Below are 15,650 nucleotides of genomic sequence, written 5' to 3' on the forward strand. Positions count from 1 at the left end.
CCTCAACCATTGTTTCCCCTACACTTGAGGAATTCGACGCCAATGAAGAAGGCGACGCAAAATTCCGCAACGTCTGCTACGGTGCGCTGGGCACGGAAAACGCTTTCGCCCTGTGCGACGCCGTGAACAAACTGGAACAGGGCGCAGGCTCCATGGTGACAAGTTCCGGCCTTGCCGCCTGCACGCAATCGCTCCTGGCTTTTGTGGGCGCGGGCGATCATGTGCTCATGCCCGACAGCGTCTACGGCCCGCAGCGCATGTTCTGCGAAAGCATATTGCGCCGCTTCGGGGTGGAAACCACCTATTACGACCCCAGAGCCGGCGCGGATGTGGACATTCTCATCAAGGCGAACACCCGCGTGGTGTACACGGAAGCTCCGGGTTCCCTCACCTTTGAGATGCAGGACATACCGGCCATAGTGAAGGCGGCCCACACCCACGGAGCCGTAGTCATCATGGACAATACCTGGGCCGGGCCCCTATACTTCAAGCCCCTTCTCGCGGGGGTGGATATCTGTGTGGAGGCGGCCACCAAATTCATCGCCGGGCACTCCGACCTTGTCATGGGAGTCATCACGGCCCGCACGAAGGAGCTGTATCTCCGCATGCGCGCCTTCTGCATGCAGATGGGAGAAATCGCCTCCCCGGACGACTGCTACCTCGCCCTGCGAGGCCTGCGCACCATGAAGGTCCGCATGGAAAAGCAGTTTGCTCAGGCGCTCGCGCTGGCCCAATGGCTGGAAACGCGGCCGGAAGTACTCAAGGTGCTCTACCCTCCGCTCGAAAGTGATCCGGGGCATGCTCTCTGGGCACGCGACTTCACGGGAGGCGGCTCGCTCTTTTCCATTGTACTGCCGAAAATGGAGAAAAAGGCGGTGGCTGCCATGCTGAACGGATACAGGCTGTTCAGCATAGGCGCAAGCTGGGGCGGGTTCGACAGCCTTGTGGAACACTGCCACCCCGAGCGCACGGCGCTGAAGCGCATCCCCCCCGTATGGAGCGAGGACAACTGCACCCTTGTGCGCTACGCCATAGGCCTGGAAGACGTGGACGAGCTTAAAGCCGACCTGGAAGAAGGCTTTGCACGCCTTCGCGCGGCCCTTGCCTGAAGCCCTGCCTCTTTGCTGGAGCGGCAGGGAGGGACAGAGCTTGTACAAAGCCGGAGGACGGGCACAAAAAAAGGGAAATGCCTCTTCCTTCCATTGACAAAGTCAAGAACGGTTCCTATTTTTACCCAAAACCATTTCTTCTGGAGACATACATGATTCATCTTTCCGAAGGAGCCCGGCAGGAGCTTGAGGCCTTTTTCGCCGACAAGCCCAAGGCCGGCATCCGCATCTATCTGGCCCCCGGCGGCTGAAGCGGCCCCCGTCTCGCCCTGGCTCTGGATGAGCCTACCGACAATGACAAGGCCTTTGAAGTCAACGGGTTCACTTTCTGCATGGAATCATCGCTGCTGGAACGTATCGGCGGCGTAAGAATCGACGTGAGCTACATGGGTTTCATCGTCGACCCGGAAATCCCTCTTCAGAGCGGAGGCAGCTGCAGCACCTGCGGAAGCAGCTGCGGAAGCCACTGATACCGTAGTCTTCCAAGGTTTTCTGGGGCATGGCCCCATATGACCTTCTTACTTCACGGAGCACACTGTGTTTACTCTCACCGAAAGCGCCCGCACCGAGCTTGACGCCTTTTTCGCCGACAAGGAAAAATCCGCCATCCGCCTCTATCTCGCTCCCGGAGGTTGCAGCGGCCCCCGTATCGGCCTTGCCCTTGACGAGCCCAACGAACAGGATTTCGTCACCGAGCAGGATGGTTACACCTTCTGCGCGACCAAGGAGCTGTGGGCTACCATAGGCGGAGCCACGGTCGATGCCAGCCCCATGGGCTTTCTCGTCACCCCTGAAATCCCCCTGCCCAGCATGGGCGGCTGCGGCTGCTCCAGCTGCGGTACCGGCACCTGTGGCGGCGGCTGCCATCACTGATGCCCCGGCGGGGCCGTTTTCCCGGCGGCTCCGTACATGTCATACCGCATCGTGCGGTATTCCCGTATGACAGACAGGCCGCCCTGCAAAAAGCACGGCGGCCTGTTCTCTTTCCTGCGGGACGATTTTCGATATGCCCCGCGAAAGCCCGTCGGAAAAACGCTTACGCTCCTTCATTTTCTTCCGCCCGGGGGAAAAACGTCCGTTCTCCCCCGCTTCTTTTCCGCCCATCCCAGCGCCGAGGAAAAAACATGTACGACTTCTGGAAAATGACTCCCGGAGGAAACCCCACCATACTACTGAGAGCCGAGGATTTCCCGCAGCATCTCCGCGCTCCTGTAGCCGGGGCAGTCATGGACGGCCAGCATCTCGGCGCGGAACAGGTAGGCTATGTGCGCCTTTCGGAAAAACCCCGGCTGGACATGATGGGCGGGGAGTTCTGCCTCAACGCCACGCGCTGCTTTGCCGTGCTTCTTGCTTCGCAGGGTCTCCTGGAAAAAGAAGGGGAAGCCTTTCAAGGCAGGGTGGAGGTTTCCGGCGTGCCCGGCGATGTGGCCGTACGCGTGCTCCCCGGGCAAAACGCCCTGCCCTTTGCCGAAGCCTGCCTGAGTTTCGCCTCCCTGCCCCGCCCGGAATCCTTCCCGGGCGGCCTCAGCCTTATCCGCGTGCCGGGCATCGCCCATATCGTGCAGCAAGGCCCCCTTCCCTGCGAAAATAACCTGCCGCAGTTCTGTGAAAGGCAGCGCGAGAGATGCGGAGTCGGTAGAGAGGAAGCCGTGGGGCACTTGTGGCTTTCCCCGCCGGAGGAAGAGCACGGCACGGCAAAGGCAGACCTTTACCCCGTGGTATGGGTACGCGACACCGCCACCCTCTGCCGCGAAAGCGCCTGCGGGTCAGGCACGCTTGCCTGCGCCCTGGCGCTGCATGAAAAGCTCCGCGTCACCCGCTCCGCCATACGCCAGCCCAGCGGCTGCTTTCTCAGCGTGCGCATGGAGGAGAAAAACGAGGGCTGGGAGGTCTGGGTTGGCGGTCCTGTACGCATGACGGCGCACGGGCAGACCGACCTCACCGGCCTTATGCCTCCCGTTCATACTTTGTAACAGAGAAGAAGGCTCTTTTCCCTTGCCAAGAAGCACAGGATGATTAGAGTTAAGCCATCCTGTTCACGACTCCAGCCCTGTGAGGGTTCCCTTCATGCTCTGCCCCAACTGCCACGCCGCCATACCCGACAACAGCACCTCCTGCCCCAGCTGCGGCCAGCCCGTCATCCATGCCCGCGAAGTGATGGATGCGGAACTGCTGGACAGGCCCGGCCGGGAACAGCGCGGCAATTTCCACCAGCGCGTGGTCTTCATGCAGTCCCATTCCAGTCAGATTCTGCCTTCCTGCCAGATGGGCATCATCACCCTCGCCCTGGCCTTTGCCATGGGCCTGAAATTCGGCCTGCTGGCCTGCATCGGCTTTCTGGTCTTCGCGGGCATAGCGCGCGTCATAACCTTTGCCGTCAACATCCAGCTCATGATGATGGGCAGATCCATCAATCCCCTGATTCTGCAGATTGTTTCCTGGTTCTGCTGCTGGAGCCTCGTGGCATGGCTCGCTTCCTGACGGAGCCTTGACGGGCATGCTTTCCCGACATGCCCGTTTGGCATTCCGGCCGTGCTTTGCCGGCGTTCCCTTCCGGCACGAAAATACTTCCGGAAAATCTTGCATGCCGCAGAAAAAACGCCTCTTCTTTGTCCGTCTTTTTCCACCCCGGAGCTTCCCATCAAAAGACGGTGCCCCATCTATTTCCTTTTTTACAGGTGATCCATGCCACTTCTCGCCCCTTCCCTGGCCGAATACCTTTTTCTCGACCTCGACGGCACGCTGACAGATCCTTCGGAAGGCATTACCCGGGGCGTCATGTACGCACTGGAACACTTCGGCATCCATGAAGAAGACCCTCGCAGGCTCTATCCCTTCATCGGTCCGCCTCTTTACGATTCCTTCATGCGCCACTACGGCTTCGACCTTGCCTCAGCCTACAAGGCCATTGAATACTTTCAAGAATACTACGGGCAGCGGGGCATGTATGAAAACGTGCCCTACCCCGGCGTCAAAGAGCTTCTCTACCGCTGGCAGGAGGAGGGCCGCAAACTCGTGCTCGCCACATCCAAGCCGGAAGTCTTCGCCGTGCGTATTCTGGAACGCTTCGGCATGGCCGGAGCCTTTCTCCTTATGGCCGGGGGCGATGTTGAGGAAAAGCGCGTGGAAAAAAAGCTCGTCATAGGCTACGCCATGGAAAAACTCGGCCTTTCCTCTGCCGAGGATTGCCTCATGATAGGCGACCGAAAGTTCGACGTACTCGGCGCAGAGCAGCACGGCATCCCCACTCTCGGCGTGCTCTACGGCTTCGGCAGCCGGAAAGAACTTTCCGGGGCCGGAGCCTCGTGGCTCGCCGGATCCGTGGCGGAGCTTGAAGAGCTCATGCGGCGCTGAACCTTATTCCATCCTTTCCATGAGGACGGTGGTACCGTCCTTCAGGGCGGACAGATCTTCCATGCCCGATTCCACGCGCCCCAGAGGGACAAGCCCTCGGGAATGGCGGAAATCCCGGTAGAAAACAGCCAGGTTGCCCCATGGCGCATAGTAAGTGAAGCTTCCTTCCGAAGGATCGCAACTGGAAGGAGAGCCTTCCGTATCCAGTCTTTCCGGCAGATAGGCAATTTTTTCCGTGCCGTTGTAATCTTCAAAGGTGACGGTTAAGGGCAATCCTGCCGCAAAATCACGGCTTGCCGGATGATCTTCCAAAAGTACCACGGCTTCCCCGCCCGCAAAGCTCAGGTGTACCCTCTGACCGGCCCCCTCTTCGGCCAGAGCGTTGCCGCAATATCCCATCCAGGCCGCGACGGCCAGCGTCAGAATAGGTTTCTTCATCGTACACTCCTTGCGCGGCTGCCCTACCGCGCTTTTTTTGTTTTCATGCCGTCTGCCGGAAAACACCCCTTTTGCTCCCCGTCAACGGAAGCCTGTTCCGGCAATCCCGGGCCTGTAACAAGAGTACGGAGTTCTCCTTCGCACATGAAGATACGCTTCTTGCAAATTCTTGCCCGATTCTTCCGACACAGGCAAGACATACAGGAAAGGCACGGAAATATACCTTCGGAAAAAAATGGCGTATGTTTTTTGCGCAGCCCGCAGTTTCCCGCATCTCCGAAACGCTGCCGCTCGGCCTGACACGGCCCTTCCCGCCTCAAGGCGCCCGTTTCCTTAAAAACAGGAGAATCCATGCCCCGCCCGCATATTCAAGGCGCAGAAACGCCCCTTGTGATTTCCGCCAGCCGCGCCACGGATATTCCCGCCTTCCACGGCGCGTGGTTCATGGGGCGGCTGAAGGCCGGATTCTGCCGGAGGAAAAACCCGTTCAACGCCGTTCAGGAAAGCCTCATTTCCTTTGAAAAGACGCGGGTATTCGTTTTCTGGAGCAAAAATCCGGCCCCTTTTCTGCCTGAGCTCGACGCCATACGAGACGCGGGCTTTTCCTTCTACTTCCAGTTCACGCTCAACGACTATGAAAAAGAAGGCCTGGAAATGCGCCTTCCTTCCCTGGGCGCAAGAATAGACACCTTCAAACGCCTTGCCGATACTCTCGGCCCGCAGCGCGTCGTCTGGCGCTTCGACCCCTTCATCCTGGGCGGCGGCCTGAGCGTGGAAGGCCTGCTGGAGCGCGTGAACCGGCTGGGCAGGGAGCTTTCCCCCTTTACCGACAAGCTGGTCTTCAGCTTTTTGGACATGTACCAAAAAACGGCAAGGGCGCTGCGCAAGATAAACGCCGGCTTCCGCGCCCCTTCGGAAGAGGAAATGCACCGGCTTGCGCAAGGCCTGGCAGAGGTGAACCGCTCCTGGCCTCAACCTCTTGCGCTTGCCTCCTGCGCCGAACCTGTAAACCTTTGCGCCTACGGCATAGAAAAAAACGCCTGTATCGACGCAAGGCTCATCGCCCGTCTGTGCCCTGACGATGAAGACATGCAAAAAGCGCTGCACCCGACAGGCAGACGACTCTCCCTCCTGCCCGCCGCGCAGAAGCCCCCCAGGGACGCGGGGCAGCGCAGAGCCTGCGGCTGCTTTCCCAGCAAGGACATAGGGGCCTACAACACCTGTCCGCACCTTTGCGCCTACTGCTATGCCAATCTTTCGGAAACTCTGGTGAAAAAGAATATGGCCCTCTGCCGCCTCATGCCGGAAGCAAGGGAATCGCTGCTTTAAAAACGGCATACGCTTATAAGCCGCAACTCCCGCTCAGGAAGCAAACACAGGCTGTTTTTCGCTCCTCGGCTCAAAGGCGGCTCTTTGCCGAACCGGAAGAGCCGTCTTTGAGCCCTGCCGAGGCATGGAGCAAAGGGCATATTGTGCGGAACTATACGGCCTCTCGTCCACACATTGGTGGACAGCTCACTTTTTCCTATGGAAAAACGGCTCCTTTTCGGCTATCCTGTCCCCATTCTTTTTCTTGCGGGCTCCTCCGCTTCTCACCCGGGAGGCAGGCATGAAGGTCATACTCGGCAGATACATGGACGGCGGCGCATGGCCGGACGCTATTACTGCTTTCAGCGGTGGGAAGAAGGCCGTGGGCGGCGTGAACCTGTGCGGCCCGGCAGGATTTCTTTCCCTTATGAAAGAAAAACTGGGGCTGCCCGTACCCGATATCCATGGTAGTTGCCGCATCGCCGCATGGCAGAGTTTTCTGGAAAAACGCCTGTCCGTCTCCACGGAAGAAAAAGGGCTTTTTTACGCCGAATCCTTCCGGGCCGACTCCTGGAATACGGCAAAGCGCCTGCTTCAAATGCGAGACGAGCTGAAGAGCGCGGGAGCCTTGGAAGGCGACGCTGCCGCTCTGAACGCATACGCCGAGGAGTGCACGGCGCGCGATCTTCCCCGACTTGCCGAATGTTTCCGCCTTGAAGAGCTGCATCGGAAAAATCCCGTTCCCGGTCAGGCCGACCTTCTGCGCCTCGTCCTCGATGAACTGCGCTTTCTGGCCGAAGGCACGGAACCGTCCTTCCCTCCTGCCGCCGCTCTGTCCCTGGTGGAACTCGCCACCCCCGAAAGGCACTGGCAAAAGCCCTGGCAGGAGATGTTCGGCCTGCTCCGCCTCTGCGGCACGCGGGTGGAAGAACTCCCCTCTCCCGCCCTTGCCCTGCCCGAACCGCCGACCGCCGAAGCTATATCAATCCTGCCCGTGTTCGCAAAAGGCGGGCATGTCGACCTCTCCGCGGCCAATCTTCCCGAAGCTGCCGAAGCTCTGGCCGCCGCCCTTCGTGCCCGCTTTGATGAAGGCTCGCACGGCCGCACCGTCATACTCCGCGCAGAAAACAGCATGGAACTCGACGGCGCTCTGGAGCGCCATGGCCTGCCCGACACCGGATGCCGCAACCGCTCCACGGCACGCCCCTTTGTCCAGCTCCTGCCGCTGTATCTGCGGCTTCAGCTGCTGCCTTTCGACCCGGAAAACCTGCGGCAGTTTCTGCTGTTGCCCGTATCCCCGCTGGATGCGGCCTTGCGCCGCAACGTGCTGCACGCCCTTCAGCACAACGAGTTCGCCCCCTGGAGCGACGGCTTCGCCTCCTGGCCGAAACGCTGGCAGGAGGCCTTTTCCGAAGAAGAGAAAACTCCCCTCGGGCAGAAGCAGGCGGCGGAATGGATATGCCCGTCCCGCCGCGTGCCTGTGGGGAGTTCCATACGCTGCGGTGATATTGTCGCCTCCGCAAAAAAGCTGGAACTCTGGGCGGAAAAACAAGCTCGTCCTCCCCTGCCCCGGACGGCGGAACTGTGCAGACGGCTCATCGCCGCCGTGCAAAGTCTCTCTTCCGACCTTTCGCCCCTTACCTTTGAAAAACTGCTCGACGCCGTACTGGGCGAAGGCGAGAACGGCGCGGAACAGCGCCCCGCCGCCCCATGGGCCGTAATCAACAACCCCGGACAACTATGGGGGCAGGTCGACACGCTTATCTGGTGGGATTTTACGGACGACGGCAGCGCCCTGCGCGACTCCTCCTTCTGGAGCGACGAAGAACATCTCTGGCTGGAAAGCCGGGCCTGCCCTCCTGCCGACGTAGCCCTTGACCGCCGGGCCCGTACCTTTGCCATGACGGCGCCTTTTTTCTTCGCAAGGCGCGTCATTACCATAACACCGCGCTTCCACGGCTCCGAAGAAAGCCTGCCGCACCCGCTCCGCGCCCTCATGCCGGAAGAGCGCGCAACACGCATCCGCGCGTCCTCCGCCCTTCTCGGCCGTGGAGAAGAAGAACATCCCTTCTTCACCCCTGCAGGAAGGGAAAAACTCTCCCCTCCCCCGCCCCCTTCCCCCTGGAACGAGCATAAGGGCCGCCGCCTCGAAGCGCCGAAAAACATCAGCCCTTCCGTGCTGGAATCCCTGCTGGCCTGCCCGGCGGCATGGTATTTCAGGGAGGTACTCGGACTCGACGCAGAACATACGGCTCTTTCCCCCGAAGCCGTCGCCTGCGGCAATCTCGCCCATGAAATCATGGAAGGACTGCTCAGAGAAATGCCGGGCACTGAGGATCAGCGCACGCCGGAAGAACTTCGCGGACATATTCTCGTCCGCATCGCCGAGCGTGTTCAGGACAGGGCGGCGCGCCTTGCCCTGCCGGAATACGAAGTCCTGCGCGGAAACATGGCCGACAGGCTGAAACGCAGTTTCCTTACCTTCCGCGCCCGCCTGAAAAAGGAAGGCCTGATCTTTCTCGACAGCGAAAGGACGTACCGGGCCGAGCTCGGCGGCACCACCTGTACGGGACGCTACGACCTCATGCTCGGCAGAAAGGGAAGCGACGTGCCCTGCGTGGTGGCGGATATGAAGTGGTCACGCCGCAAGGTCTACAAAGAACAGATTGAGGAAGGCCGCGCCGTGCAGCTTGCGGCCTACGGTTATCTTCTGGCGCACGGCCGCCGCGTCCTGCCGGGAAAGAACGACGAGAAGGGCCTCGCGCCTCCGGCCCCGGTACGCCTGGAAAACGCCTGGTTCTTTCTTCTGCCGGAAGCGCGCATACACGCCTCCGAGACGCCGCTGGAAGAACACTGGCAACGAGTCGCAAGCGAGTGGGATACCCTGTGCGCCGACCTTGAGGCCGGACGGCTGCGCCTGATCAGGAAAGAGGCTTCTGCCGCACAGGAAGAGCCCTCCGGCGGGAAAACATCCGATTCCGAAAACATCTGCACATGGTGCGCCTACAAAAGGTTATGCGGCCGCACTTCGGCGAAAAAGGACGCTATGGAGGAGCCGGCATGAAGAGCCCCGACACCTATCAAGGCCATGTGCAGCGCATTGTCATCAAGGCAGGAGCCGGCACGGGGAAAACCCATAATCTCACATCCTTCTACCTCGGCAGTCTGGGCTGTGCGCCGGAAAGCTGGAGCGAAGAAGAGCGGGAAACCTTCCTTCTGCGCGGCGCAGGCTGCCGGCCCGAGGAAATCATTGCCGTGACGTTCACGCGCAAGGCCGCCGCAGAACTCAAAAACCGCTTCCGGCAGGCCCTGCTTGAAGAAAACAGGCACGACGAGGCAGAACGGGTGGAAAGCTCCCTCATCGGCACGGTGCACGGCGTCTGCCTGCGTCTGCTTCAGGAATATGCGCTGGAAGCCGGGATTTCCCCTGTGGCGGAAGAACTTTCCGAGGAAGACGGCATCCTGCTTTTCCGCCGGGCAGCGGCCCCGCTCATGGAGAAGTACGCCTTTCTCAATGATCTTTTCTATGAATTCGGTCTGGAGGCAAAAAATTTCAGCAAAAAATGCAAAGGTACCCCCCGGCCCATGCTGGACTTCTGCCGTGAACTCATCGCCCTGGCCCGCGTCAACGGCCTGGAAAATAGAATAGAAGACATGGGCGAGCGCTCCTTCCAGACCGCGCTCTCACAGATAAATACCCTCTGCCCCGTACCCGTCGGTGACGGAGAAGCGGAACTTTCCTCCATGCGCGACACTCTGGAGGTTCTTCTCCCCCCGCAGTGCGACCAGAACAACTACGACTGGAAGGGAAATCTCTCCAAAGAAGACAAGGCCGCAGGCATCACCCGGAAACTCAGCGGCAAGGAAAAGGCGCACTGGGAATTTGTGAACTCCCTGCCCGCGCCGGAGGGCATGCGCTGGAAGGACTGGCTGAGCCTCATCGACCGCGAGTACGGAAAAAAAGAACCCACGCTCCGGGGCTATGCGGAAGAACTGACGGCGCTGGGCCGCCGCGTCTTCGGCCTGCCGCGCTTCCGACGCGATGTGGAAAGGCTCATCAAAGGCATGTTCGCCTTTGCCGCAGAGGCCATGGAACGCTTCCAGAGCGCCAAGCAGAGCGCCGGAGTGGTGGATTTCGCCGACATGGAGCGCATGGCCCGCGAGGCCTTAAAAAACGAACGTGTACGCGCCCGCATCAGGGGCCGCTTCCGAGTGCTCTTCGTGGATGAATTTCAAGATACCAGCCCCATACAGCTCAGCATATTCGGTCTTCTGAGCAGTCTCATCGAAGGCTCGCCGGAAGCTCCCGGCCGCATCATATATGTGGGGGACGGTAAGCAGTCCATTTACGGCTTCCGGGGCGCAGCTCCGGAGCTCACCCGGGGCTGTACGCCGCAGCCTTTATGGAAGGAGATGCACCTCTGGGAATGTTGGCGTTCTCTGCCGGAGCTGTGCGCCTTCACCAACCGCTTTTTCAACGAGGTTCCCGAGCCGCTCCGTCAATCCCTGCTCGGTGGGGAAAAGCCCGGGGAGGACGACGGCAGGCCCGAGCTGAATATACAAAGCGTCCTCGATACCCGCGCAGGCCTCGCCCCCCTGCGCCGCTCTCTTGCGGGACGCATACAGCCTCTGCGTTTCTGGCTCACCGGCGTCTCGTCCGGCAGACTCAAGGAAGAACATATCTTCGCATCCCTGGCCCGGAACATTGCCGCCCTGTGCGGCAGGGTGGATGGTGAAGGCCGAATTCTTCCTGAAGCAGACAAAGACAGGGCCGCACAGGTGGCAGGGGTGAAAAAGCTCGGGGATGCCTTCAGGGCTCCCTCGCCCGGCACCCGCGCCGCGCTTCCCGGCGATATTGCCGTGCTCTGCCGCTCCAATAAGGACTGCGTGGCCATGGCCGACGCGCTTGAGGCCCTGGGCATACCGGCTGCGGCAGAGCGCGAAGGCCTGCTGGAGCAGGAGGATGCGGCGCTCGCCCTCAATGCCTTCCGCCTTGCGCTGGATCCGGGCGACAAGCTTGCCGCCGCCGAAGCGCATCTCACCCTCAACGGTGGCGACGCATGGTTTGAGGCCGCCCGAAAAAAACGCGGCGAAAAGGGCTCGTTGTGGGAGGACATTCCCTTCATGGCCAAACTGGAAGCCCTGCATAAGCGCCTCGCCGGTCTCACGCCCGCCGAGCTGCTCGACGCGACGCTGAGCGCGGCGGACAGCTTCCGCCTGGCCGCCGCCAAGCCCCGGCACGAGGAACGCTTCGCCGACCTTGAGGCGCTGCGAGCCCTTGCCCGAGAATACGAAAAGGCCATGCACAGCCGACGCAGCTTCGCCACGGCCCAGGGCTGGCTGGACTGGCTGAAGGAAAAGAATCCGGGCCGCGCCTGCGGCGGGGAAGAGGCCGTGCAGGTATGGACTTATCATAAATCCAAGGGGCTGGAGCGGAAAATCGTCGTTCTGCACGGTCTTTCCGAAAAAAAAGCCAACGTCGATATCTTCCATCCCCGAGCCTGGAGCGAAGGCATCCTCTCCACCGCAAAAGACCCGCTGGACGGCCGTACCATGGAATGGCTGCCCGACGTATTCCGCCGGGCCGCAAGACTGCCTGACGTAGCCGCCTTCTTCGAGGACAGAAAGGAAAGCGTCAAGGCGGCCATGGATGAAGAGGATCTGCGCCTTTTCTATGTGGGCACGACGCGCGCCTGCGACATGCTTATCCTCACGGCCTCGCTGACGCGCACGGGCAGCATCTCCTCACCATGGCTGAACCCCTTCCTCCATGAGGAGGACGAAAAGACAGGCAGCTCTGCTTCCTCGGCTCTGGAGGATATAAACAGCGCCGAAGACGGTGAATCCGCCTTGTTCCGGGGCTCAACCTTCCTCGTGAGCAAAACCATGGATATCACGCGGCCCGAATTCGCCCCCGGAAGGACGGAAGAGATCCCTCTGTTCCCCAGAGCCTCAGGCCCCATGCCTGCGGAACAGAGTCCCGGGCAGAGCGACGCTCCCCCGCAGTTTTTCCTGCTCCCGGACTTCCCCGGCATGAAGGTGGACGCCGGCGGCATCGTCGGCGACGCCCCGCGCGATCAGCTCGGCAACATGTTGCACGCCTGGTTTGCCGTGTGGTTTGCCATGAGCGAGCGACAGCGAAAGAGGGAACAGGAAAATGGCAGGATGAAAAAACGCCTGCAGCGCTTCTGCTCTCTGTGGAACAACGCCTTTACCCTCTGGCCCGATGCGGAAAAACACCTTGAACAGCTGTGCGAAGCACTTCAAAAAGCTCTTCTGGGCTGGTTCGGGAGCCGCAAGGAACCGGATGAGGGCGACACGCTCCTCATCCATACCGAATGGCCTCTGGAATACATGATCGAGAAAAAGCAAGGCTACGGCGGGGCACACTGCACGGACGCCATGCGCCTCGACCTTCTGGCCGAAGTGCTCCGCGCGGACGGCAGAGCCGGGGAATGTCTCATCATCGACCACAAATGCGGAAACTACGACGACATGAATGATGAAACACTTGCCCGGCACCTGGCCCAAGCCTACGGCAAACGGCAGGAAGAATACATGCTCGCCCTGCGCGCCACGGGCCGCGACTGCCGCTGCTGGCTGCATCTTCCGCTGGAAGGCAAAATACTGGAGATGAAAGCCGGGAAATAAACGGAATAAGGGCCGTCCGGACGCCCTGCACTCAAAGCAGGGGCAGGCCGGGCGGAAAGCTCACAGAAAAGGAGAAGCCATGAACCATAGCAAGGAGCCATCATCTCCCGCTTTAGACAAAAACGACGCTGAAGCCGCACCCCGCCCCATTCCCGCCGCCGTGCGTTCTCGCGCCCGCGGCTGCATGCTGGGGCAGCTTTCGGGCGATTCGCTGGGTTCCCTGGTGGAATTCCGCTCCCCGGAGCAGATACGCGCCGCCTATCCCCACGGTGTGCGTGAACTGGCCGACGGCGGCACCTTCCATACCCTGGCAGGACAACCCACGGACGATTCGGAAATGGCCCTAGCCATGGCGCGACAGATCGCAACCCTCGGCCGCTACTGTGCCCTGCGTACAGGAAAGCAGTACCGCGACTGGCTCAAATCCCATCCCTTCGACTGCGGAAATACCATAGCCAGAGCCCTGCGCGGCGAGCCCAACCCGGCAAGCCAGGCCAACGGCGCGCTCATGCGCATAAGCCCGATGGGCATATTCGGCGCGGGTCGGCCCCGGGCCGACGTGATGAAATGGGCGAAGAAGGACGCCGCTCTCACCCACACTCACCCCATATGCGGCCAAGCCAACGCCCTGTATGCGGCGCTCATCGCCCATGCTGTGGCCGAAGGAGGAACCGGGCAGGAGTGTTACGCAGCTCTCCTTGGCTGGATGAAACGCATGAAGCTGGAAGATGCCCTGCGCCGGGCCGTGGAAAACGCCGCCCATGAAGCGCCGCACGATTATATGTCGCAGATGGGGTGGGTGCTCATCGCCCTGCAGAACGCGCTCTGGCAGATGCTGCACGCCCCCTCCCTTGAAGAAGGCGTGGTCGATACCGTGATGCGCGGCGGCGATACCGACACTAATGCCGCCATAGCCGGGGCGCTGCTCGGAGCGATATACGGAGAGGACGCCGTCCCCGCCCAGTGGCGCGAGGCCGTGCTCTCCTGCCGTCCGGAAAAAGGGCGCGAAGGCGTGACACAGCCCCGCCCGGAACTCTACTGGCCCGTGGACGCCGTGGAACTTGCCGACGCCCTTCTTGAAGCCGGGTGGAAGTAGCCTTTCCCCAGCAAAGCAACACTCCCTGACAGAGGCGACGGACTCACCTGAGTCGTCGCTTCTTTTTTGTACAACGGCATGGCATGCCCGTTCTTTTCCAGGCTTATCTTTTCTTGTCCCCTCCCTCAGGGGAGCCATGCTCACGCCTGTACGCCCTTTTAAGAGATAAAAAAGAAGAGACTCACTCTAGAAGCAGCACTCCGATCCTCCCACGACTTTCACAGCCTTCTCCACGCACGAAAGCGCGGGGGAAACTTTCCTCTTCTTCGGAAAACATGACTGACGCTTTCTAAAAAATATTATCTAACTTGTCGAAAAAGTATACTTTTTTGCCACTACTCATTGTGTCAGTCGTTAGCTCGTCCTATATCAGGGAACCGCCGAAAATTCCAGTAAAAAAATAATATCCTTCCGCCCAAAATAGCCCTGTCGAAAAAGTATACCTTTTCGACACCCGGGGCGTAACCATGGCGGAAAAAATACAGCACAGCTTCAGCGGGGCCGTTGCCGAAGACGCGCTTCTGTTCGAAGATTTCGTCCAGAGCCGCTATCTGCCCTTTGTGCGCGAAAACAAGCGCAGCTGGAAAACGGACGAGCGATATCTTGCCTCCCATGTTCTCCCCTATCTGGGCGCACTTGCCCTGAAGGATATCGACGAAAACGCGCTCAGGCAGTGGCTCGCCACGATGGAAATCTCGGGACTTTCCCCCTCTTCCTGCTACCGCATCTTCTGGCTGGTCAAATACATCCTGAACTGCGCCGTACGCTGGCATGTACTGCCCAGTGACAAAGCCTTCAAAAATGCCGTCTGCGTGAGAAAAAAACTACGCCGACCGGAAACTCTTTCCCCAAGTGAAGCCCTCGCCCTCATCCGCCTGCTCGAATCCTATGCCGACAGGCCCAGCGCCCGGGCCATTCACCTGCTCCTGCTCACAGGAGCCTCCAAATCCGAAATACTCCATGCTCGATGGGAAGATGTGAACCTCACCCGCGGCCTGCTTGCCGTCGGCAATACCTTCACGGAACGCAACCGCCTCATCCCTCTCAACAACGAAGCCATAAAGCTCATCTGCAGGCTTCCCCGCAGAGAAGGCGTGCCGTGGCTCTTCTCCTCCCCGTCCGGCAAGCCTCTGGTCTCCCTTTTCTACACCTGGAACATGTTGCGCAAAAAGCTCGGCAGGCCCGAACTGCGCCTCGCCGACCTGCGCCACTCCTTCGCAGGATTTCTCATGAACATGGGCATGCGGCAAACCGACGTTGTCGCCATCATGGGCCACTATCTGCCCGGAACGCTGGAAATCGTCAAACGACATAACATTGCAGGTCAGTCATGAACATTCAGTCAGTCATTCTCTGCGGCGGCTCCGGCACAAAATTGCGGCCCTTTGCCCATGAACGGCTCCAGCTCCACGAGTATCCCAGAAGGTCTGAATGTGTGTCCAGAATCTGCACCTTGCCTCTGCTGTCTTTCGTGGGGAACTCCCTAGACACAATAAACCCTATCTATATCCTGACCCCGGTAGACAGGGAACGACGGAAAAACCCGGAGTACGTCTATGAATAGTCCGTTGTCTCCTCTTATCTCCGTTATCGTACCTATCTGTAATGCAGCAAGATATCTTCCCCGCTCTCTGGGAAGTATTCTCAGTCAGAGTGTACGCAATATTGAAGTTATCTGTATCTATGACGATTCA

At 60.0% G+C, this 15,650-nt stretch carries 13 protein-coding genes; 12 read left to right on the forward strand and 1 reads right to left on the reverse strand.

All coding sequences use genetic code 11. The annotated features are described in order from the left end of the window. The 6 genes from metC to K8W16_RS06995 all read left to right on the forward strand — a co-directional run. The coding region (metC, locus tag K8W16_RS06970; protein WP_304122418.1) for a cystathionine beta-lyase at positions 1-1,109 on the forward strand (1,109 nt) is incomplete at its 5' end. Positions 1,110-1,261: 152 nt separating this feature from the next. Then, positions 1,262-1,579, forward strand: coding sequence for an IscA/HesB family protein (locus K8W16_RS06975; protein WP_304122420.1), 318 nt, complete (start codon positions 1,262-1,264; stop codon positions 1,577-1,579). Between the two features lie 67 nt (positions 1,580-1,646). After that, positions 1,647-1,982, forward strand: coding sequence for an IscA/HesB family protein (locus K8W16_RS06980; RefSeq protein WP_077072445.1), 336 nt, complete (start codon positions 1,647-1,649; stop codon positions 1,980-1,982). A gap of 251 nt (positions 1,983-2,233) precedes the next feature. Beyond that, positions 2,234-3,082, forward strand: a complete 849-nt coding sequence (locus tag K8W16_RS06985; RefSeq protein ID WP_304122422.1) for a hypothetical protein — start codon at positions 2,234-2,236, stop codon at positions 3,080-3,082. A gap of 94 nt (positions 3,083-3,176) precedes the next feature. Continuing rightward, positions 3,177-3,590, forward strand: coding sequence for a zinc ribbon domain-containing protein (locus tag K8W16_RS06990; protein WP_304122424.1), 414 nt, complete (start codon positions 3,177-3,179; stop codon positions 3,588-3,590). Between the two features lie 204 nt (positions 3,591-3,794). After that, the gene (locus K8W16_RS06995) at positions 3,795-4,463 is read left to right on the forward strand and encodes an HAD hydrolase-like protein (protein WP_304122426.1); all 669 of its coding nucleotides are present in this window, start codon (positions 3,795-3,797) and stop codon (positions 4,461-4,463) included. A 3-nt stretch (positions 4,464-4,466) separates the two neighbouring features. On the opposite strand, the gene K8W16_RS07000 is transcribed toward K8W16_RS06995, so the two are convergent. Next, positions 4,467-4,901, reverse strand: a complete 435-nt coding sequence (locus tag K8W16_RS07000; RefSeq protein WP_304122428.1) for a cyclophilin-like fold protein — start codon at positions 4,899-4,901, stop codon at positions 4,467-4,469. A 351-nt stretch (positions 4,902-5,252) separates the two neighbouring features. On the opposite strand from K8W16_RS07000, the gene K8W16_RS07005 reads away from it, so the two are divergent. From K8W16_RS07005 to K8W16_RS12385, 6 genes are all read left to right on the forward strand, one after another. Beyond that, positions 5,253-6,230, forward strand: coding sequence for a DUF1848 domain-containing protein (locus K8W16_RS07005; protein WP_304122430.1), 978 nt, complete (start codon positions 5,253-5,255; stop codon positions 6,228-6,230). Between the two features lie 280 nt (positions 6,231-6,510). Next, complete coding sequence (locus tag K8W16_RS07010) at positions 6,511-9,273, forward strand: PD-(D/E)XK nuclease family protein (protein ID WP_304122431.1); 2,763 nt, start codon at positions 6,511-6,513, stop codon at positions 9,271-9,273. Next, on the forward strand, positions 9,270-12,860 hold the full coding sequence (locus K8W16_RS07015) for an exodeoxyribonuclease V subunit beta (RefSeq protein ID WP_304122433.1): 3,591 nt from the start codon (positions 9,270-9,272) through the stop codon (positions 12,858-12,860). Before K8W16_RS07010 ends, K8W16_RS07015 begins: the two co-directional genes overlap by 4 nt. A gap of 79 nt (positions 12,861-12,939) precedes the next feature. Further along, positions 12,940-13,956 (forward strand): ADP-ribosylglycohydrolase family protein, encoded by a 1,017-nt coding sequence (locus K8W16_RS07020; RefSeq protein ID WP_304122435.1) that lies wholly within the window; start codon positions 12,940-12,942, stop codon positions 13,954-13,956. 467 nt (positions 13,957-14,423) lie between these two features. Continuing rightward, positions 14,424-15,290 carry a site-specific integrase gene (locus K8W16_RS07025; RefSeq protein ID WP_304122437.1) on the forward strand — a complete coding sequence of 289 codons (867 nt, stop codon included), beginning with the start codon at positions 14,424-14,426 and terminating at the stop codon, positions 15,288-15,290. A 222-nt stretch (positions 15,291-15,512) separates the two neighbouring features. Next, a partial coding sequence (locus tag K8W16_RS12385) for a glycosyltransferase (protein ID WP_369694462.1) occupies positions 15,513-15,650 on the forward strand: 138 nt, incomplete at its 3' end.

The sequence above is a fragment of the Mailhella massiliensis genome (genome assembly GCF_020741395.1).
GTDB classification, from domain to species: Bacteria; Desulfobacterota; Desulfovibrionia; order Desulfovibrionales; family Desulfovibrionaceae; genus Mailhella; species Mailhella massiliensis_A.